This window comes from Inquilinus sp. OTU3971 (genome assembly GCF_038440215.1).
This window is the reverse complement of sequence record NZ_JASATH010000004.1, coordinates 83,139-101,221: the sequence shown is the minus strand read 5'-3', so window position 1 is coordinate 101,221 and position 18,083 is coordinate 83,139. Positions and strand designations below refer to the sequence as shown.

General features: G+C 67.8%; 16 protein-coding genes. 5 read left to right on the top strand and 11 right to left on the bottom strand.

Features of this window, described 5'->3' with window-relative positions; translation table 11 throughout:
• Positions 1-63: 63 nt before the first annotated feature.
• The 5 genes from AAHM41_RS02150 to AAHM41_RS02130 form a co-directional block, all read right to left on the bottom strand.
• Positions 64-1,854: an ABC transporter substrate-binding protein gene (locus AAHM41_RS02150; protein WP_342234854.1), complete on the bottom strand. Its 1,791-nt coding sequence runs from the start codon at positions 1,852-1,854 to the stop codon at positions 64-66.
• A gap of 283 nt (positions 1,855-2,137) precedes the next feature.
• The gene (locus AAHM41_RS02145) at positions 2,138-2,827 is read right to left on the bottom strand and encodes a GntR family transcriptional regulator (protein WP_342234853.1); all 690 of its coding nucleotides are present in this window, start codon (positions 2,825-2,827) and stop codon (positions 2,138-2,140) included.
• Between the two features lie 183 nt (positions 2,828-3,010).
• Positions 3,011-3,814 carry an ABC transporter permease gene (locus AAHM41_RS02140; RefSeq protein WP_342234852.1) on the bottom strand — a complete coding sequence of 268 codons (804 nt, stop codon included), beginning with the start codon at positions 3,812-3,814 and terminating at the stop codon, positions 3,011-3,013.
• 4 nt (positions 3,815-3,818) lie between these two features.
• On the bottom strand, positions 3,819-4,652 hold the full coding sequence (locus tag AAHM41_RS02135) for an ABC transporter permease (RefSeq protein WP_342234851.1): 834 nt from the start codon (positions 4,650-4,652) through the stop codon (positions 3,819-3,821).
• Between the two features lie 3 nt (positions 4,653-4,655).
• On the bottom strand, positions 4,656-5,648 hold the full coding sequence (locus AAHM41_RS02130; RefSeq protein ID WP_342234850.1) for an ABC transporter ATP-binding protein: 993 nt from the start codon (positions 5,646-5,648) through the stop codon (positions 4,656-4,658).
• A 179-nt stretch (positions 5,649-5,827) separates the two neighbouring features.
• Between AAHM41_RS02130 and AAHM41_RS02125 the strand changes: the two genes are divergently transcribed.
• The gene (locus AAHM41_RS02125; protein ID WP_342234849.1) at positions 5,828-7,981 is read left to right on the top strand and encodes an indolepyruvate ferredoxin oxidoreductase subunit alpha; all 2,154 of its coding nucleotides are present in this window, start codon (positions 5,828-5,830) and stop codon (positions 7,979-7,981) included.
• Positions 7,978-9,534, top strand: a complete 1,557-nt coding sequence (locus AAHM41_RS02120; RefSeq protein ID WP_342234848.1) for an indolepyruvate oxidoreductase subunit beta family protein — start codon at positions 7,978-7,980, stop codon at positions 9,532-9,534. Before AAHM41_RS02125 ends, AAHM41_RS02120 begins: the two co-directional genes overlap by 4 nt.
• A gap of 16 nt (positions 9,535-9,550) precedes the next feature.
• Here AAHM41_RS02120 and AAHM41_RS02115 read toward each other — a convergent pair whose 3' ends face one another.
• Entirely contained in the window at positions 9,551-10,054 is a 504-nt protein-coding gene (locus AAHM41_RS02115; RefSeq protein ID WP_342234847.1) for a MarR family winged helix-turn-helix transcriptional regulator, read from the bottom strand.
• A 38-nt stretch (positions 10,055-10,092) separates the two neighbouring features.
• A complete protein-coding gene (locus AAHM41_RS02110) occupies positions 10,093-10,884 on the bottom strand; it encodes a cyclase family protein (protein ID WP_342234846.1) in 792 nt (263 codons plus the stop codon).
• Between the two features lie 299 nt (positions 10,885-11,183).
• On the opposite strand from AAHM41_RS02110, the gene AAHM41_RS02105 reads away from it, so the two are divergent.
• From AAHM41_RS02105 to AAHM41_RS02095, 3 genes are all read left to right on the top strand, one after another.
• Complete coding sequence (locus tag AAHM41_RS02105) at positions 11,184-11,978, top strand: ABC transporter substrate-binding protein (RefSeq protein ID WP_342234845.1); 795 nt, start codon at positions 11,184-11,186, stop codon at positions 11,976-11,978.
• A 69-nt stretch (positions 11,979-12,047) separates the two neighbouring features.
• The gene (locus AAHM41_RS02100; RefSeq protein WP_342234844.1) at positions 12,048-12,725 is read left to right on the top strand and encodes an amino acid ABC transporter permease; all 678 of its coding nucleotides are present in this window, start codon (positions 12,048-12,050) and stop codon (positions 12,723-12,725) included.
• 34 nt (positions 12,726-12,759) lie between these two features.
• The gene (locus AAHM41_RS02095) at positions 12,760-14,010 is read left to right on the top strand and encodes a cysteine desulfurase-like protein (RefSeq protein WP_342234855.1); all 1,251 of its coding nucleotides are present in this window, start codon (positions 12,760-12,762) and stop codon (positions 14,008-14,010) included.
• Between the two features lie 54 nt (positions 14,011-14,064).
• On the opposite strand, the gene AAHM41_RS02090 is transcribed toward AAHM41_RS02095, so the two are convergent.
• Genes AAHM41_RS02090 through AAHM41_RS02075 form a run of 4 tightly spaced genes read right to left on the bottom strand, consistent with a single transcriptional unit; the run spans position 14,065 to position 18,076 of the window.
• On the bottom strand, positions 14,065-15,402 hold the full coding sequence (locus tag AAHM41_RS02090; RefSeq protein ID WP_342234843.1) for an NAD(P)/FAD-dependent oxidoreductase: 1,338 nt from the start codon (positions 15,400-15,402) through the stop codon (positions 14,065-14,067).
• Positions 15,403-15,442: 40 nt separating this feature from the next.
• Positions 15,443-16,483: a heme-dependent oxidative N-demethylase family protein gene (locus AAHM41_RS02085; RefSeq protein ID WP_342234842.1), complete on the bottom strand. Its 1,041-nt coding sequence runs from the start codon at positions 16,481-16,483 to the stop codon at positions 15,443-15,445.
• A gap of 25 nt (positions 16,484-16,508) precedes the next feature.
• Positions 16,509-17,474: a PDR/VanB family oxidoreductase gene (locus tag AAHM41_RS02080; protein WP_342234841.1), complete on the bottom strand. Its 966-nt coding sequence runs from the start codon at positions 17,472-17,474 to the stop codon at positions 16,509-16,511.
• Positions 17,471-18,076: a dimethylamine monooxygenase subunit DmmA family protein gene (locus AAHM41_RS02075; RefSeq protein WP_342234840.1), complete on the bottom strand. Its 606-nt coding sequence runs from the start codon at positions 18,074-18,076 to the stop codon at positions 17,471-17,473. The genes AAHM41_RS02080 and AAHM41_RS02075 overlap by 4 nt, the downstream gene beginning before the upstream one ends.
• Between the last annotated feature and the right edge of the window lie 7 nt (positions 18,077-18,083).

The window sequence follows — 18,083 nt, the reverse complement described above, 5'->3', positions numbered from 1 at the left end:
ACCCCTCCCCCTGCCCCCCTCCCGCAAGGGGAGGGGGGACTAGAAAAGAAGGGGCTCCAGCCATTACGGCGCGCCCGTCGGCTGCAGCGCTGCGATCACCAGCAGGCCGGTATGGGCCCAGAAGGCGCCGTTGGTGCCGCCGGCGAGGTTCGTGGCGCTGGGCCAGCCCTTCCAGTAGTGGTTGTTGTACGGGATCCGGTGCAGCCACTGGATCACCGGCACGTCGATCACATCGCGCCAGTAGATGCCGAGCGCCTTGGCCGCGCCCTCCTGGAACTTCGGATCGCTGGAGTCGAGCGGCGAGATGTCGTCGAGGATCTTGTCGAACTCCGGGTTCTTGTAGCGCGAGAAGCGGTTGTTGCCGGCCGCCGAGCCGATCGTGTTGCTGTACTTGCCATGGTACAGATTCATGGCCTCGAACGGATCGTACAGGCTGGCGCCGTGGCCGAAGAGGTAGAGGCCGGGCTTGCCGTCGACCATGTTCTGGAAGGCATCGGTGCCGAAGTTGACATTGGCGTCGAAGCCCGCCTGGCGCAGCATCTCGGCCAGGACCGGGGCGATGTCGCCATGGATGGTCTCGAAGGCCTGGATGGTGGCGTCGAAGGTTTTGCCGTCCTTCTCCCAGAGGCCGTCACCGTTCTTGGTGAAGCCGGCCTCGGTCATCAGCTTCTCGCTCTCCGCGGGGTCGAACTTGCCCGGCTCGTATTTCGCCTGCTCGGCCTTCACGGCCTCGGATTCGGCGAATTTCTGCAGGTTCGGATACAGCGGGAACGGATAGATCGTCGCGATCTTGGCGCCGTCATACAGCACCTCGTCGATGCGATCGCGGTCGATCGCCAAGCTGATCGCCTTGCGCACCCGCACGTCGTCGTAGGGCTCGAGTTGGGTGTTCATCCACAGCGAGTTCGGCCACCAGTCGAGATAGCCATAGGGCGATTCCGCGCCGGTCCAGGACTGGATGTCCCTGTTCTGCTCGACGATGTTGCCGATCACCTGGGCCCGCATGTCGACCGAGGAATCGAACTCGTTGTTGACCAGCCGCTGCGCCACCGTGTCGATCGGCTGGTTCAGCACGTTGACGATGACGACACGCTTCACCGCCGGCTCGGTCATGCGCCCCGCCTTCACCGCCCACCAGTCGGGGCGCAGGTCCATGATCTTCTGATTGGCGTTCCAGGCGACGACGTCGTAGGGGCCCGAATGCGGGATCTGGTCGAGGCCCACCGCCGCCGTCGGGTTCGGCTGCGCCGATTCCCATTCCGCCGGCACGATCGGCAGGCCGGTGTCGAACTTCTCGGTCAGCACCTCGAACTTGAAGCGCGGCGCCGGCTGCTTGAACTTGACCTCGACGGTCAGGTCGTCCTTGGCGCTGACGCTGTCGACGAACTGCTCGAAATGCGCGTGGTAGGGTAGCGTCTCATACTTCATCTGCCCTTCGAAGGTGTAGACCACGTCCTTGGACGTGACCGACTTGCCGTTGCTCCACTTGGCGTCCTTGTTGAGCTTGATCTCGAGCGACTTGAAGTCCGGCGCATATTCCATGCTGTCGGCGAGCCACGGCACGAATTCGCCCTTGAAGATGGCGAAATACATCAGCGGCTCGAACAGCAGGTTGTTGCCTTCCTGATGGGTGTAGCCCGGCAGCACCCAAGGGTTGGTGGTGCCGATCGAGGTGCCGCCGGCGACGCCCCAGCCGAGAATGAGCGTCTGGTTGCGGGGCACGGCCGGCAGCGCGCCCTTGGGCGTGATTTCCTGCGCGGCCGGCAGGCCGGCGCTCTGCGCGAAGGCCGCGGCCGGCGCGATCATCGCCGCCGTGGCGAGCACGACGCCGGCGAGGCGTTTCAGACTGACCATAAGACAGATCTCCTCCCTGTGATTGTCGAATGGTGCAAATGTCGCGCTTTGCACCTCTTGGGCGCCGTTCCGGTGCGACGATGCGCTTCCTTACCCCTCACGAAGTCAAAAAGATCTCACAATCCGATCGACAGTCCATCGATCGAGCATAGACACGTTTCCTGCCCGGAACTCTATGTCCTGTGACTTCCTGCTTTCTTCCTCCTGCAGCGATATTGCTCGCCTTCAAGCAATTCGCATCTTCTATATTTTGTCGGCAGCCTAGGTCAGTTTCACGACCGGCTCAACCGCCAATGCGGCGCGCCGCCCGCATCTGCTCGATGATGTGGCGGCCGGATCCTTCGACATGGCGGGCGATCACGGCCGCCGCCGCATCCGCATCCTGGGCCTTGATCGCGTCCAGCACCTCCTGATGGTCCCGCATCACCGTCGCCTGGCGGCCGAGCGAGATCGGCAGCCGCCGGCTGATCGCGCGCAGGATCTCGCGGTGCTTCCACCACAGGTCGACCGCGTGCCGGTTGTAGTGGCGCTCATACATCGTGTGGTGGAACTGGGTGTCGAGCAGCCCGTGCCGCACCGGGTCCGAATAATTGAGCCGCAGCATCTCGGCGTGCAGCGCCTCCAGCGCGGCGATGTCGGCCTCGGTGGCGATGCCGACGAACCAGCGCGTCAGCGCCGGCTCGATCAGGACCTCGATCTCATAGATGTCGCGGATGAAATCCTGGTCGATCGGCCGGACGCGCGCGCCACGGTTGGGCATCATCACGACGAAGCCCTCGCCGCGGAGCTGCTGCAGCGCCTCGCGCACCGGATTGGTCGAGGTGCCGTGCCGCTCGGCGAGTTCGGCGACGATCAGCCGGGCATTGGCCGGAATGCGGCCCGAGATGATGTCCTCGCGGATCGCCTCATAGACCGAGGCCTCGCGGTCCGCCGACTGGAAGGCTGGCAGGTCCAGGCTCGAAACGATGCTCATGGACTGTGCTTCCAGGCCATCGGCTCCTCCACACGATCCAGCCGCCGCGCTTGACACGCGATCTTCCGAATTTCGTGTACGATCCTGGTCAGAGTCGACATGAAAAGTCGAGTCTGAAACACAAGGGCTTTCCGCGACCTGCGGGCCGTCCAAGGATCGGTGAAAAGGCGCGACCGTCCGGACTCAGCTGCCGGTGGACATGTATTTCGACACGCCGTGCCGCCACGCCAGGAACGCGAGGGCCAGGAAGACGAAGCCCGCCGCCGGCGTGATCGGCAGCAGCCAGTCGGGTGCCCCGAGCGGGTCGGGCCGCCGCAGGATGGCAAGCACCGGGTAATACGCCACGCAGGCCAGCGGTACGACGAAGGTCAGGAAGCCGCGGAACCAGCGGGCGTAGAGGCCCATCGGGAACTGGCCGGCATAGGCGCCGCCATAGGTGAGGGCGTTGACGGCCTCGAGGCTTTCGATGGTCCAGAAGGCCATGGCCGCCTGGAGGACGAAGAGGGCGACGAAGAAGGCGGTGCCGCCGGCCACCGTCCACAGGGCCAGGGCGACGGCCTGCGGGGTCCAGGCGAATTGCAGGGAGGCGGTCGCCGCCGCCAGGATGACGGCCGCCTGAAGGAACCGTCCGAACCGGCTGATGCGGAAGTCGTGGCCCACCAGCTGCAAGGCGGCCGAGCGGGGCCTGAGCAGCAGGCGGTCGAAATCGCCGGTGCGCACGAAATCGGTGCCGAACACGTCGAAGCCGCGGGTGATGAAGTCGGCGATGGCGAAGCTGATGTTGATCAGGGCATAGAAGAACATCACCTCGCCGAGGCTCCAGCCCTTCACCGCGCCGAACCGGTCGAACAACGCCCAGATCGAGACCATTTCGATCGCGGTCGCGGCCAGCTGCCCGACGGTCAGCATCAGCGCCGAGGCCGGGTACTGCATCTGGCTGCGGATCGACGCCGCGAAATAGCGGGCGAGCAGGGTGACGCCGTTCATCCCCCTATCCTCCCTGGATCTCGAGGCGGCGCATGACGCAGCCTAGCCACAGCCGGCCCGCGAGGATCAGGGCGAAGGTCCAGAACACCTGCAGCCCGAGTCCGGCCCACGCCGCGAGGCCCGTCAACGCGCCGGAATAGATCCGGTTGGGGATGTCGAGGACACCCGCCAGGGGCTGCACGAAGAGCGCGGCGGCGATCGCGTCGGGATAGAGCGGCAGGGGCAGCAGGGAGCCGGAGAAAACGACGACCACCGGCACCGCCAGGGTGTTGACGCCCCGGGCGTTGAGCGTCGCCACCACGACGATGTTGATCAGCATGACCACGGCGCAGGACAGCGCCGCCGCCAGGGTCAGCGAGACGGTGAACAGCAGGGCGGCGGAGGCGCTCGGCGGCGGCCTCCAGGCCCATTCGGCCTGGCCGATCAGGGGCAGGACGATCCCAGCGGCCAGGATCATGAGGGCCACCCTGGGAACGACGCGGGCCGTCACCCAGCCGGCCGTCCGGGCGTACCACAGGGCGTAGGCATCCACCGGGCGCAGCCGGTCGTAGCCGATCGCGCCGGTGCGCACCGCCGCGGCGATATCGGGATCCGCCGTCCAGGGCAGCAGCGCCAGCAGGCCCTGGGCCAGCCAGGTGTAGGTCACGGCCTGGGAGAGGCTGAGCGATGCGGGGGACGCGGCCTCCGGCGCCCCCAGATAGAACGCCGCCAGCACCATGACGCGCACCGCGCCGAACCAGCACTGCGTGGCGAAGCCGGCCAGGGCCGCCGCCCGGTACTGCATCATCAGCAGGAAGCGCGAGGCGAAGGCGGCGATGTAGGGGCGGAGGGCTTCCATGCGTCAGGCCTCGCCGGCGCCGTGCAGGTCGTAGAACCGGGCGATCACCTCCTCGATCGCCGGCTGCTCGACATGGATGTCCTCGACCGCGTGCTTCGCCGTGATCGCCGCGATCAGGGCCGGGGCGCCTGTCACCCGGGGATCGAAGGCGAACTCGACCGACCGGCCGTTGCGGACCCGGATCTCGGCGCCGGGCAGGACGAGGTCGGGTGCCTCCCCGGCGAAATCCACGAACAGCCGGCGCTCGGCCAGCACATTGGCCCGAAGGGCGTCGAAGGGGCTGTCGGCCAGGACCCGGCCATGGCCGATGACGATCACCCGCTCCGCCAGGGCTTCGATGTCGTGCATGTCGTGGGTGGTGAGCAGGACGGTGACGCCGCGCTCCCGGTTCAGCCTTTTGACGAAGTCCCGCACCGCCAGCTTGGACGGCGCGTCGAGGCCGATGGTCGGCTCGTCGAGAAACAGGATCGACGGCTCGTGCAGCAGGGCGGCGGCGAGCTCCGCCCGCATGCGCTGGCCGAGCGAGAGCTGCCGCACCGGCTGGTCGAGCAGGCGCTCCAGCCGCAGCATCCCGACCAGCTCGTCGCGCGTCGCCCGGTAGCGTTGCGGATCGACCCGATAGATGTCGCGCAGCAGGTCGAAGCCGTCGGCCACCGGCAGGTCCCACCACAGCTGCGTGCGCTGGCCGAACACGACGCCGATGCGGCCGACATGCTTGATGCGGTCGCGGTACGGCACCAGGCCGTCGACCTCGACCCGGCCGGAATCGGGCCGCAGGATCCCCGACAGGATCTTGATGGTCGTCGACTTGCCGGCGCCGTTGGGGCCGATGAAGCCCAGCAACTCGCCGCGCTCCAGGGTGAAGCTGACATCCTTCAACGCCTCGACATTGCGCCAGCGCCGGCGCAGGAGCCCGCGCACGGCGCCCAGCACGCCGGGGTCACGCTCGGCCACGCGATAGGTCTTCGCCAGGCCCTGAACCAGGATCTGGGCCATGGCGGCCCCCGGAATGTCGAAAAGGGCGCAGACAATATGGGGCCGCTTCGCCCAGGTCAACGGTCCCGCCTGGCGCGCCTCCCGACCGCTCCGGCCGATCGCGTGTTGAACAATGACCCATCGCGAAATATGCTTTTGCAATTAATTTGCGCCGGAGGTGTCGCCGGCGGAGGAACGCCATGGCCGAGCGCTCATTTGCCCGGGAAGTCGAGGACCTGAAGCTCGGGGACGGCGAAACCTTCCGGGGCGAAGGCATCCTCGCGATCACCAAGGCCTTGCTGCAGTCCGGCGTCGCCTATGTCGGAGGCTATCAAGGCTCCCCGATCTCCCACTTGATGGACGTGCTGTCCGACGCCAGGGATGTGATGGAGGAGCTCGGCGTCCATTTCGAGACCTCGGCCTCCGAGGCGGCGGCCGCGGCGATGCTGTCGGCCTCGGTGATGTATCCCCTGCGCGGCGCCGTCACCTGGAAGTCCACCGCCGGCACCAATGTCGCCGCCGACGCGCTGTCGAACCTGGCGTCGGGCGGGGTCACCGGCGGCACCCTCGTCATCATCGGCGAGGATTACGGCGAGGGCTCCTCGATCATGCAGGAGCGCAGCCACGCCTATGCGATGAAGTCGCAGATCTGGCTGCTCGACCCGCGCCCGAACCTGCCGTCGATCGTGCAGGCCGTGGAGACCGGGTTCGAGCTCTCCGAAGCCTCCCACACGCCGGTGATGCTGCAAGTCCGCATCCGCGCCTGCCATGTCCATGGCCAGTTCACCGCCCGGGACAACAAGCGCCCAGCCTTCACCCTGAGGCAGGCGATGGAGAACCCGGTGCGCGACACCGGCCGGATCGTGCTGCCGCCCGCCTCCTTCCTGCACGAGAAGGAGAAGATCGAGCAGCGCTGGCCCGCCGCGGTCGAGTTCATCAAGAGCCGCAGGCTGAACGAGACCTTCGGCCCGGCGGCGGGCGATGTCGGCATCGTCGTCCTGGGCGGGCTCTACAACTCGCTGATCCGCTCGCTGCAGTTGCTCGGCCTGGCCGACATCTATGGGCGCTCCCTCGTCCCGATCCATGTCCTCAACGTCGCCTATCCCCTGATCGACGACGAGCTCGCGGCCTTCTGCACGTCGAAGCACGCGGTGCTGATGGTCGAGGAGGGCTCGCCCGACTACATCGAGCAATCGCTCAACACCATCCTGAAGCGCCGCGACATCCAGGCCCGGGTCGCCGGCAAGGATGTGCTGCCGATGGGCGGCGAATACACCGCGCCGGTGCTGATGAAGGGGCTCTCGGCGTTCCTCGAGGCGCATGCGCCGGCGCTGCTCGGCAACCGGCCGCCACCCCCGGACGCCTCGGCGGTGCTGGCCGAGCCGCGGGTCAAGGCGCTGGCCGAGGTGGTGCCACCGCGACCGGCCGGCTTCTGCACCGGCTGCCCCGAACGACCGATCTTCGCCGCGCTCAAGCTCACCGACAAGGAGCTCGGGCCGCATCACGTTTCGGCCGATATCGGCTGCCACCTGTTCTCGATCCTGCCGCCGTTCAACATCGGCGCCACGACGATGGGCTACGGCCTCGGCCCGGCGTCGGCGTCCGCCTTCAACGTCAAGGCGGACAAGCGCGCGATCTCGGTGATGGGCGATGGCGGCTTCTGGCACAACGGCCTCGCCTCCTCGATCGGCAATGCCGTGTTCAACAAGCATGACGGCGTCATCCTGATCGTCGACAACTACTATTCCGCCGCCACCGGCGGCCAGGACATTCCCTCCTCCCGCGCCCACAATCCGCGGCGCAAGACCAACAACGCGATCACCGACGCGGTCCGGGGCATCGGCGCCACCTGGGTGCGGCAGATCGACCGGACCTACGACGTCGGCCGCCTGCGCGACACCTTCCGCGAGGCGCTGACGACGCCCGAGCCCGGGCCGAAGATCATCGTCGCCTCCTCCGAATGCATGCTGAACAAGCAGCGGCGGATCCGGCCGCTGCTGGCCCGGGCGGTGAAGGAAGGCCGGCGCGTGGTCCGGCAGCGCTTCGGCGTCGACGAGGATGTCTGCACCGGCGACCACGCCTGCATCCGGCTGTCCGGCTGCCCGTCGCTGTCGGTGAAGCACACTGACGACCCGCTGAAGGACGATCCGGTGGCCGCCATCGACCAGTCCTGCGTCGGCTGCGGCAATTGCGGCGAGGTGTCCGAGGCCGCGATCCTCTGCCCGTCCTTCTACCGGGCCGACATCATCCAGAACCCGACCCGGGCCGATCGCCTGCTGGCGCGGCTGCGCGGGGCGGTGATCGGCTGGCTGCAGCGCCGCCGCGAGAGCCGCCGCGTCGTCTTCGCCGAATGAGCGCCGGGACCGACACGCTGCCGGACCGTTCGCTGCTGTCCCAGGACCGGCCGCTGGCCATCGCCATCCTGGCCATGGGCGGCCAGGGCGGCGGGGTGCTTGCCGACTGGATCGTCGCGCTGGCCGAGAGCAGCGGCTGGGTCGCCCAGTCGACCTCGGTCCCCGGCGTGGCGCAGCGCACCGGCGCGACCATCTACTACATCGAGATGATCGCGGCGAAGCCGGATGCCGCGCCGGTCTTCGCCCTGATGCCGACGCCGGGCGACGTCGACGTGGTGCTGGCCGCCGAGCTGATGGAGGCCGGGCGCGCGGTGCTGCGCGGCCTGGTCACGCCCGGTCGCACCACGCTGATCGCGTCGACCCACCGGTCCTTCGCCGTGGTCGAGAAGGAGAAGCCGGGCGACGGCACCGGCGACCCCGCGGCGGTCGTCGACGCGACCGGCTTCGCCGCCCGGCGCACCATCGCCTTCGACATGGAGGCCCTGGCCGGCCGCAGCGGCAGCGTGATCTCCGCCGCCATGTTCGGCGCCCTGGCCGGGGCCGGGGTCCTGCCGTTCCCCCGTGAGGCGTTCGAGGCGACGATCCGCGCCGGCGGCCGGGGCGTGGACGCTAGCGTCGCCGCCTTCCGCGCCGCCTGCGACCGGGCCGCCGTGCCGGGGACCGAGGCCGTCGCCCGCACGCCCGAGAAGCGCTTCGAGGCGCTACCGGCCAGCGCCGGGCACCCCGATCTCGACCGCCTCGTCGCGCGCATCGCGCAGGAGTTTCCCGCCGCCTCCCACCCTATGCTGTTCGCCGGCGTGAAGCGGCTGACCGATTACCAGGACCCGGCCTATGCGGACGAGTACCTGACGCTGCTGGCCCGGCTGCATGCGGAGGACCTGGCCCGGGACGGCGCCGCCAGAGGCTGCGCCTTCACCCTGGCGGCGGCCAAGCATGTGGCGGTCGCCATGGCCTATGACGACCCGATCCGTGTCGCCGACCTGAAGGTCCGCTCGCGCCGGTTCGAGCGCGTGCGCCGCGAGGTGGCCGCCGGCCCGGACCAGATCGTCACCACCACCGAATACATGCATCCGCGCATGGAAGAGGTCTGCGGCACCCTGCCGAGGGCGCTCGGCGCCTGGATCGAAGCACGGCCCGCCCTCTTCTCGCGCCTCGACCGCCTGGTCAGCCGCGGCCGGCGCGTGCGCACCGGGACGATCTTCTGGTTCCTCGGGCTCCAGGCCGTGTCGGCGCTGCGACGGGTCCGGCGCGGCACGCTGCGCCATGCGCGCGAGACGGCGCATCGTGACGCCTGGCTGGCCACCGCGCTGGACGTGCTGCGGACCAATTACGACCTCGCGGTCGAGGTCCTGGAATGCCGGCGGCTGGTCAAGGGCTATTCCGACACGCATGCCCGGGGCGAGTCGAAGTTCGAGCGGGTGCTGTCAGGCCTGCCCCTGCTGGTCGGCCGGGACGACGGCGCGGCCTGGCTGCGCCGGCTGCGGCAGGCGGCGCTGGCCGACGAGGATGGCACGGCCCTGGACGGCGCCCTGAAGACCATCGCGACGCTGTGACCGCCGCCCCAGCGGCTCAGATGTCGTGCTTGCGGATGTTGCGCAGGATCTTGTGCAGGGTGGCGACGAAGGCGACGTATTCGTCGCCGTCGACACCCTCGAACATCTGCATCAGCAGCCCGTACATGGTGGGCCACACCGCGTCGAACACCGCCCGGCCGTCCTCGGTGATGGCGATGTCGCGGACCCGCATGTCCTCGGCGCGCGGCTGCCGGCGGATATAGCCCTGCTCCTCCAGCGCATCGAGCGTCCGACTCATGGTCGACTGCTCGGTCACCGCATAGACCGACAGCTCGTTGATGGTCATCGATGACGAGATGCTGAGGATGGCGAGCGCCCGCATCTTGGTGGTCGTCATGTCGTGCGCCTTCAGCGCATCGGACATATTGGCGTTCCACCGCGCCATCACCCGGTTCATCAGATAGGGCGCGAACTGGTTGAGCCCGATCTCGCCCAGGGTCGGGCGCGTCTCGCCCTGCTCCAGCCGGCGCAGCACCGTTCCGGCAAATCTGTCGGTCATCGCGCTCCCATCCGCTTCCGGTCTTGCGAGGCTGGCCCCTACCCTGCCCGGGGCACCAGCGCAAGGGCGCGCACCGGCGAACCGGTGCCGCCGACGAACTTCAGCGGCGCCGCTATCAGGACCGCCCCCTTCGGCGGCAGCTCATCGAGGTGGCAGAGGCTGGCCAGGCCGTAGCGGTTGGCCTTGTGCAGCAGGTTGTGGGCGGGAAAGGGCGGCGTCATGCCGCCGGCCGACCCGGCATCGGTGCCGACCGTCTCGGAGCCCCAGCCGACGATCCCCTTCGACAGCAGGTATTCGATCGCCTCCGCGGTCGGACCCGGCGAATGCGGGCCGTTTTGGTCAACGTTCAGGAAGGTCTCGGACGACCCGTTGCGCTTGTACCAGTCAGTGCGCAGCACGACCCAGGACCCGGCCTCGATCGCGCCGTGCTCGGTCTCCCAGGCCTTGATGCTGTCGACCGTGAGAAGGTAGTCGGGATCGGCCGCGGCCTCCTTCGACCGGTCGATGACGTTGACCGGCGCGACGAAGCTCTTCGGCGGGATGCGGTCGGTGGTGTTGTCGGGATGGTCCCGGCCGGTGATCCAGTGGACCGGGGCGTCGAAATGGGTGCCCGTGTGCTCGCCCAGCTCGAGCCAGTTCCAGGCCCAGAACGGGCCGTTCTCGTCATAGTGTGAGATCTCATGGACCTTCACCGCCGGCGTGTTCTTGCCGATCTGCGGCGGCAGCTGGATGACCGGCGTCTCCGGCCCGAGCGGCGCGGTGAGGTCGACCACCCTGATCGAGCCGTCGAGCAATGAAGACGCCAGGCCGGCGAGATGATCGGTTGCCATCGTGACCTCCCGTTTTGGTTCTGCCAAGCTTAGGTCAGAATATCTGCAATCACAACGATCTCGGCTCAGTGTTCCAGTACACTGCCAGAGAGAAACATGGAATTGCATAGGAGAAGCTTCAGGCCTAAAACAATCCGGTTGATCCGGGGCATCCGCCATGATCCCATAGCGCGACCAACGAGGCGGCGTCCCAGCCCGCCTGCCCAGCGAGCGGACGGTCTTCAGCCGGAGCAGCGCCAGCCTCTTCAGCGATGAAAAGCCAAGAACGCCCGCGATGCGGGCAAGCAGAGGAGGCACGCATGATGAAATTCCTCGGGACAACGCTGGGACTCCTGGTTGCGGCCAGTCTTGCGGCCACGGCGCCGGCGCTGGCCGAGACCATCACGGTCGGGACCTATCCGGCCAATCCGCCCTGGGAATACAAGACCGACAGCGGCGCCTTCGAAGGCTTCGAGGTCGACGTCGCCAAGGAGGTGGCCAAGCGCATCGGCGTCGATGTCGAGTTCCAGGATTTGGGCTTCCAAGCGCTGTTCGCCGCCACCAGCTCCGGCCGCATCGACTTCGCCATCTCCTCGATCTCGGTGACCAGTGAACGGCTGCAGAACCAGGCCTTCACCCAGCCCTACTACGACAGCGACGGCACCATCGTCGGCAAGGCGGATTCGCCGATCCATTCGCTGGACGACCTGAAGGGCAAGACCATCGGCGTGATCGCGGGATCGACCGGCGAGGCCTATGCCAAGGCGAATGGCGAGACGCTCGGCTTCGCCGAGGTCAAGAGCTACAACGCGCAGCAGGATCTTCTACTGGAGGCGCAGAACGGCCGCATCGATGGCGGCGCCGGCGAGTTGGCCGGGTTCCAATACGCGATCAAGCAGATGCCGGCGCTGAAGATCCTGGTCCGCATCCCGACCGGCGAGCGCTTCGCCATGATGACGCGCAAGAACCATCCGCTGCTGGCGAAGGCGAATGACGCGATCAGTGCGATGAAGACCGACGGCACCCTGGCCGCGATCCACAAGACATGGTTCGGGGTCGATCCGGAACCCGGCAGCAGCACGGTGGTGTCGGGGCCGATTCCGCAGGCCCAATAGCCGACGCCGGGCCGGGCTCCGCGCCCGGCCCTTCCGTCTCGCCAGGGGGCGCGCCACCGGGTCCGGACCATGGAACTGATCGACACCTTCTTCAACGGGCCGGTGCTGCTGCGCGCCGTGCCGATCCTGCTGCGGGGCCTGGGCAACACCATCCTGCTGGGCTGCACCAGCATCGTCCTCGGCACGCTGGCCGGGCTGCTGGTGTGCCTGGTCCGGCTCTACGCCCCCCGGCCGCTGCGGCTGCTGGCGATCGGCTATATCGACGTGTTCCGGGCACTGCCGATCCTGGTGCTGCTGATCCTGATCTACTACGCCCTGCCCTTCATCGGCATCCGGCTGTCCTCCTTCGTCTCCGCCACGCTGGCCCTGTCGATGGTGCTGGCGGCCTTTACCGCCGAGGTCTGCCGCGCCGGCATCGAGAGCATCCCGCGCGGGCAGTTCGAGGCCTCCTCCGCGCTCGGCCTGCCGTTCTGGCTGGCGATGCGCAAGGTGATCCTGCCGCAGGCGATCCGCGTCATCATCCCGCCGCTGACCAGCAACTGCGTGTCGGTGTTCAAGGACACGGCCCTGGCCTCGGTCGTCGCCATGCCGGACCTGCTGAAGCAGGCCACCGACGCCCAGGCCCAGATGGCCAACCCGACGCCGCTGATCGGCGCCGCGATCATCTATCTCGCCTTCCTCTGGCCGCTGGTCCGGCTGATCGGCCATCTCGAAGCCCGCGCCAAGCGGCGCGCCGGCCGGTCCTGACCGCGCCCCATCAACGGAGACCATCGTGACCCAGATGCCAGCAGAGGCCTTCCCGATCGACGCGGTGCGGGCCCGGTTCCCGGCGCTGGACAAGGCCGGCGACTTCATCTTCCTCGACAATGCCGGCGGCGCGCAGATCCCGCAGAGCGTGCTGGATGCCGTCACCCGCCACCTGGTCGACCACAACGTCCAGCGCGGCGGCCGCTACGACAAGAGCCGCGCCGTCGACCGCGCGGTCGCCGAGGCGCGGGAGAGCGTCGGGCTGCTGGTCAACGCCTACCAGCCGGCCGAGATCTGCTTCGGCATGAACGCCACCTCCTTCATCCGGCTGGTCAGCCTCGGCATCGGCCAGACCCTGGGCGAGCGCGACGAGATCGTGGTCACCGATATGGATCACGACGCCAACATCGCCACCTGGCTGGCGCTGGAGAGCGCCGGGGCGAAGTTCGCCTGGTGGTGCATGCGCGAGGACGGCACCCTGCATGTCGAGGACCTGGTGCCGCTGCTGTCGTCGCGCACGCGGCTGGTCGCCTGCACCGCCACCGCCCATTCGATCGGCACCATCGTCGACATCGCCGCGGTGTCGCGGGCGGCGCAGGCCGTCGGGGCCGAGGTCTTCGTCGATGGCGTCCATTACGGACCGCACGGACTGATCGACGTGCAAGCCTGGGGCTGCGACTACCTGGTCTGCTCCGGCTACAAGAACTTCTCGCCGCATATGGGCTTCCTCTGGGGCCGCTTCGACGCGCTGAAGCGGCTGCCGACCTTCCGCGAGGACTTCATCCCGGACGAGCCGCCCTACAAGGTCGAGGCCGGCACCTTCGTCTACGAGAACGTCGCCGGCATGGACGCCTCGGTGCGCTATCTCGAAGCCCTTGGCCGCGGCTTCGATGGCCCGTCGACCGGGTCGCGCCGCGGCGACATCGTGGCGGCCATGGCCGCGATCCGGGCCTATGAGGCCGAACTCTCGCGCGAGATGCTGCGTCAGCTGAGGGCGTGCGGCGCCACGATCTACGGCATCGCGGACGAGGCCCGGGTGGATGGGCGGGTGCCGACGATCTGCTTCAACATCCCCGGCCGCTCGCCCCAGGCGATCGCCGATGCGATGTCCGACGCCGGCATCGGCATCCGCGACGGCCACATGTATGCGCCGCGGCTGATGCACCGGCTGGGCCTGCCGATGGCGTCGGGCGCGCTGCGCGCCTCGATGGTCCATTACAACACGTTCGGCGAGGTGCGGCGCTTCGGTGAGGAGCTGGCCGCGTATCTGCGTCGGACCGGGTGATCCCGGTCTCGACACGTCGACGGCCGGGCCGCGCCTTTCAGGCGGAGGCGGTGCTCAGCCTCCGAGATAGGCTTCCATCGAATCGTCGAGCGCCTCCAGCCATGGCGTGTGGTGCATCGGCGACATGGTGCCGGTCATCAGCGACCGGTAGGCGTTGTTGCGGAAGCCCATGATGTCTTCCGCTTTGTGGTGCTCCCACTCCATGAAGGTCTGGTTCGTGCCCTCGATGTCGAAGCTCGGATAATCCGTCTCGGCCAGCAGCTCCTTCACATAGTCGCCCTGGAACCAGATCATCTGCTCGACGCCGTCGAGAGTCTCCTCACGGGCGCGCCACCTGGCGAAATTCGCCTTCAGCTCCTCTTCCGGCGGCAGCTCGATGCGGCCTATCATGACGTCGCGCGCCCACCAGGCCTGCACGTCGAACATGTTGAACGTGTAGAACTGGTCCTGCATGCCGATGTAGAAGAGCTGCGGATTCCGGTCGAAGACCACGCCCTTGTACAGGCTGTCGCTCCACAGCCGGTTGGCGGTCTTCAGCCGCAGCTCATCCGGCAGGAACGGGAAATGATGCTGGTAGCCGGTGCAGAGGATCAGCGCGTCGACATCCTTGCTGGAGCCGTCGAGGAAATGCGCGGTGCGGTTCTCGAGCCGGACCAGCAGCGGACGCTCCTCGAAATTCTGCGGCCATTTGAAGCCCATCGGCTTGGAGCGATAGCTGGTCGTCACCGACTTCGCGCCGTATTTCCAGCACTGCGAGCCGATGTCCTCGGCCGAGTAGCTGCGGCCGACGATCAGGATGTCCTTGCCCTTGAACTCGAGCGCGTCGCGGAAGTCGTGCGCGTGCAGCACCCGGCCGTTGAACGTCTTCACACCTTCGAATTGGGGGACGTTCGGCGTCGAGAAATGGCCGCTGGCGACGACGACGTAATCGAATTCCTCGTCATACATGCGGTCTTCGACGCGGTTGTGGGCCGTCACCGTGAACATCTTCGTGTCGGGGTCGAACCGGACCATGCGCACCGGCGTGTTGAAGCGCACCCAGGGGCGGACATTCGCCTTCTCGACCCGGCCCTTGATGTAGTCCCACAGCACGGCGCGCGGCGGGTAGGACGCGATCGGCTTGCCGAAATGCTCCTCGAAGGAATAGTCGGCGAACTCCAGGCATTCCTTCGGCCCGTTGGACCAGAGGTAGCGGTACATGCTGCCATGGACCGGCTCGCCATATTCGTCCAGGCCGGTGCGCCAGGTGTAGTTCCAGAGCCCGCCCCAATCGGCCTGCTTCTCGAAGCAGACGATCTCCGGGATCTCGGCGCCCTTCTGAGCGGCCGACTGGAAGGCCCGCAGCTGGGCAAGGCCGGACGGGCCGGCGCCGATAACGGCCACTCTGGTCATGGATCATTCCCCTGTTGCTGGCACGTTGGTCTTCATTGTTTCAATCCGGCCAGATCCCGGGGCTGGTCGGGGTGCCGTCGTCATAGGTCGAGAGCCAGTCGATCGTGGCCTCGCGGTAGCGCGTCAGCCCCTTGTAGTCGACCAGCTCGGGCGGCAGCGTCCGCAGCACGCGCGGCAGGCGGCGCGCCCATTTCGGCACGGTCACCAGCTCGTTCATGCTGATCAGGTAGCAGCGGATGACGAACAGGATCGCGTTCGACCGCGGCAGCCGCCACAGCGACTGCAGCTCGACCCGCAGATGCACCTTCTCGCCGACATTGTCCGGTGTCACGGTGGTCCGGTCCGGGCCCCATTTCGGATAGTTCTCGGGGCTGGTGTCGAGGCGCGGGTTGATCGTCATCGTCCAGTTGAACCGGCGCACCGGCTTGCCCTGCTGCAGGTTGAGCAGGAATTTCAGGGCGCGGTCGAACACGCCGATCTGATGCGCCAGCGGCACCGGCCCGTGCCATTCCATGAAGTTCATGCCGATGTCGAAATCGAGCGACCAATCGGCCTGGGTCGTGACCATGCCGGCATCCATCCACAGATTGCCGTTGCGCTGGTCGACGATGCAGAAATCGCCCTGCGCCTGCCGGGTGATGTATTCGAACGGCTCATAGGGCAGCGTCGACGGGTTGCCGAAGATGAAGCTGTCGTCGATGCCGAGCGGCCGGTTGATCCAGCGCCAGCGATCGCCGTTGCGGGTCAGGCTGAAATGCTCGGGATACCCTTCGGCCTGCTGCTCCATCAGCAGCTCGAGCGTGTCCCATTGCGCGCTCATCATATGCGGCAGGGCCTGGCAGCGCAGCGGGTCCTCGGCCAGCACCAGCTCGCGGTCCCGCATCTCGGCGACATAATGCTCGTCGACGTCGATCAGGGTCTCGTAGACCGTGCCCGTCTCGCCGCGCACATGCGGTTCCATGTTGACGGCGTACATGTAGCTGTCTTCGTGGAACGGGAACGGGAACCGGCGGATGGTCTCCGGGCTGTTGCGGTAGCTGAAATCGTCGCGGAAGGTCTCCTGCCTGAAGACGATCGCCATGTCCGGCCTCCTTGTCCCGCTCCGGCTACAGGTCGAGATGCAGCGTGGTCCCCTCGAAGCGGGACACGCAGACCATGACCTTGCGGCCGGACGCCTTTTCCTCGTCCGTCAGATAGACGTCGTGATGCAGCAGCGTGCCGTCGCAGGTGACGACCGCGGCCTCGCACTGGCCGCAGGCCCCGCCGCGGCACAGGAACGGCGCGTCGACGCCCGCCGCCTCGATCGCCTCCAGCATGCTTTCGTGGCGGCCGACCTGGACGGTCTTGCCGGAGCGCAGGAGCCGGATGGCGAAGGGCTTGCCGGGCAGCGACCCCAGGAAGCGCTCGGAGTGCAGGTTCTCGGCCGGCCAGCCGGCCTCCACCCCCGCCTTCAGCACGCCGTCGATCATCCCGGAGGGGCCGCAGACATAGAGATGCGTGCCGAGCGGCTGGCTGTCGAGCAGGCGCCCGAGCGGGACGGCCCCGCCTTCAGCGTCGCAATGGATGGTGACGCGGTGCGGACCGTAGCGCTCGACCAGGTCGCGCCAATAGGCGCCGCGGTCGCGGCTGCGGATGGCGTAGTGCAGCTCGAAATCCCGGCCTTCGCGGGCGAATTGCTGCATCATGGCGAGGAACGGCGTGATGCCGATGCCGCCGGCGATCAGCAGATGCTTGCGGCCGCGCCAATCCGGCTGGAACAGGTTGACCGGGTGGCTGATCCTCAGCTCGTCGCCCTCCCGCAGCCGCTCATGCATGAAGGTCGACCCGCCGCGCGAATCCTCGACATGCAGCACGCTGATCTCGTAGCCCGATCCGTCATGCGGCGGCGACATCAGCGAATAGGCGTTGCGGCGCGTATGGCCGTCATCGTCCATGACGACGATGATGTGGGCGCCGCCGGAGAAATGCGGCAGGGGCGCGCCGTCCACCCGTTCGAAGCGGAAGCGCTTGACCCGCTCGGCGACCGGGGTGATCCGGACCACGCGGACGGGGATCTCGATGCCGCCGCTCACCGGAACACCTCCTCCGGAGCCGGGGCGCTGCCCGGCTCCTCGGCATCGACGTTGACGCCCTGGAAGGCGGCGAGCCGGCGCGAATAGTGGTCGCGCACCAGCAGCGCCAACCCGCAATGGCTGCAGGGGAAGACGCTGGTGGTCACGGCCTCGGTGATGCCCTTGCAATGCACGCATTGGACGCGCCGGGCCAGCGAGCCGCGATGCTCGGTCAGCACCGAGGCGTGATCCATGCCATGGTCGAGGGCCACGGCCATCGCCTGGCCGATGAACCCCTCGGTGCCCGCGAGGTAGAGGCGCGTGCCCATCCGCGCGGTCGCCAGCGTGCCGTTCAGCCGGAACAGCAGCGTCGGGACGGTGGGCGCCGCCCAGCACGCCCTGGCGCCGAGGCCGAGCAGGGTCTGGTCATGCCCCCTGCCCTGCGAGCCGCCGGGCGCGTAGAGGATCTCGCTGCGGGACAGGATCGGGCCGTCCAGCGCCGCCCGCTGGTCGAGCAGGGCCAGGGCCCCTTCCCCTTCGAGGGCGAAGATGTGCCGCCGGGCGTGGGGCTGGAGGATGAGGCCCTTGTAGACCGGTCGGCTCTTGATGCCTGCGACCAGCATGGCCGCC

Coding starts and splice junctions, on each gene's coding strand:
- AAHM41_RS02150 (WP_342234854.1), bottom strand. CDS start 1,854: ATGGTCAGTCTGAAACGCCTCGCCGGCGTCGTGCTCGCCACGGCGGCG.
- AAHM41_RS02145 (WP_342234853.1), bottom strand. CDS start 2,827: ATGAGCATCGTTTCGAGCCTGGACCTGCCAGCCTTCCAGTCGGCGGAC.
- AAHM41_RS02140 (WP_342234852.1), bottom strand. CDS start 3,814: ATGAACGGCGTCACCCTGCTCGCCCGCTATTTCGCGGCGTCGATCCGC.
- AAHM41_RS02135 (WP_342234851.1), bottom strand. CDS start 4,652: ATGGAAGCCCTCCGCCCCTACATCGCCGCCTTCGCCTCGCGCTTCCTG.
- AAHM41_RS02130 (WP_342234850.1), bottom strand. CDS start 5,648: ATGGCCCAGATCCTGGTTCAGGGCCTGGCGAAGACCTATCGCGTGGCC.
- AAHM41_RS02125 (WP_342234849.1), top strand. CDS start 5,828: ATGGCCGAGCGCTCATTTGCCCGGGAAGTCGAGGACCTGAAGCTCGGG.
- AAHM41_RS02120 (WP_342234848.1), top strand. CDS start 7,978: ATGAGCGCCGGGACCGACACGCTGCCGGACCGTTCGCTGCTGTCCCAG.
- AAHM41_RS02115 (WP_342234847.1), bottom strand. CDS start 10,054: ATGACCGACAGATTTGCCGGAACGGTGCTGCGCCGGCTGGAGCAGGGC.
- AAHM41_RS02110 (WP_342234846.1), bottom strand. CDS start 10,884: ATGGCAACCGATCATCTCGCCGGCCTGGCGTCTTCATTGCTCGACGGC.
- AAHM41_RS02105 (WP_342234845.1), top strand. CDS start 11,184: ATGATGAAATTCCTCGGGACAACGCTGGGACTCCTGGTTGCGGCCAGT.
- AAHM41_RS02100 (WP_342234844.1), top strand. CDS start 12,048: ATGGAACTGATCGACACCTTCTTCAACGGGCCGGTGCTGCTGCGCGCC.
- AAHM41_RS02095 (WP_342234855.1), top strand. CDS start 12,760: ATGCCAGCAGAGGCCTTCCCGATCGACGCGGTGCGGGCCCGGTTCCCG.
- AAHM41_RS02090 (WP_342234843.1), bottom strand. CDS start 15,402: ATGACCAGAGTGGCCGTTATCGGCGCCGGCCCGTCCGGCCTTGCCCAG.
- AAHM41_RS02085 (WP_342234842.1), bottom strand. CDS start 16,483: ATGGCGATCGTCTTCAGGCAGGAGACCTTCCGCGACGATTTCAGCTAC.
- AAHM41_RS02075 (WP_342234840.1), bottom strand. CDS start 18,076: ATGCTGGTCGCAGGCATCAAGAGCCGACCGGTCTACAAGGGCCTCATC.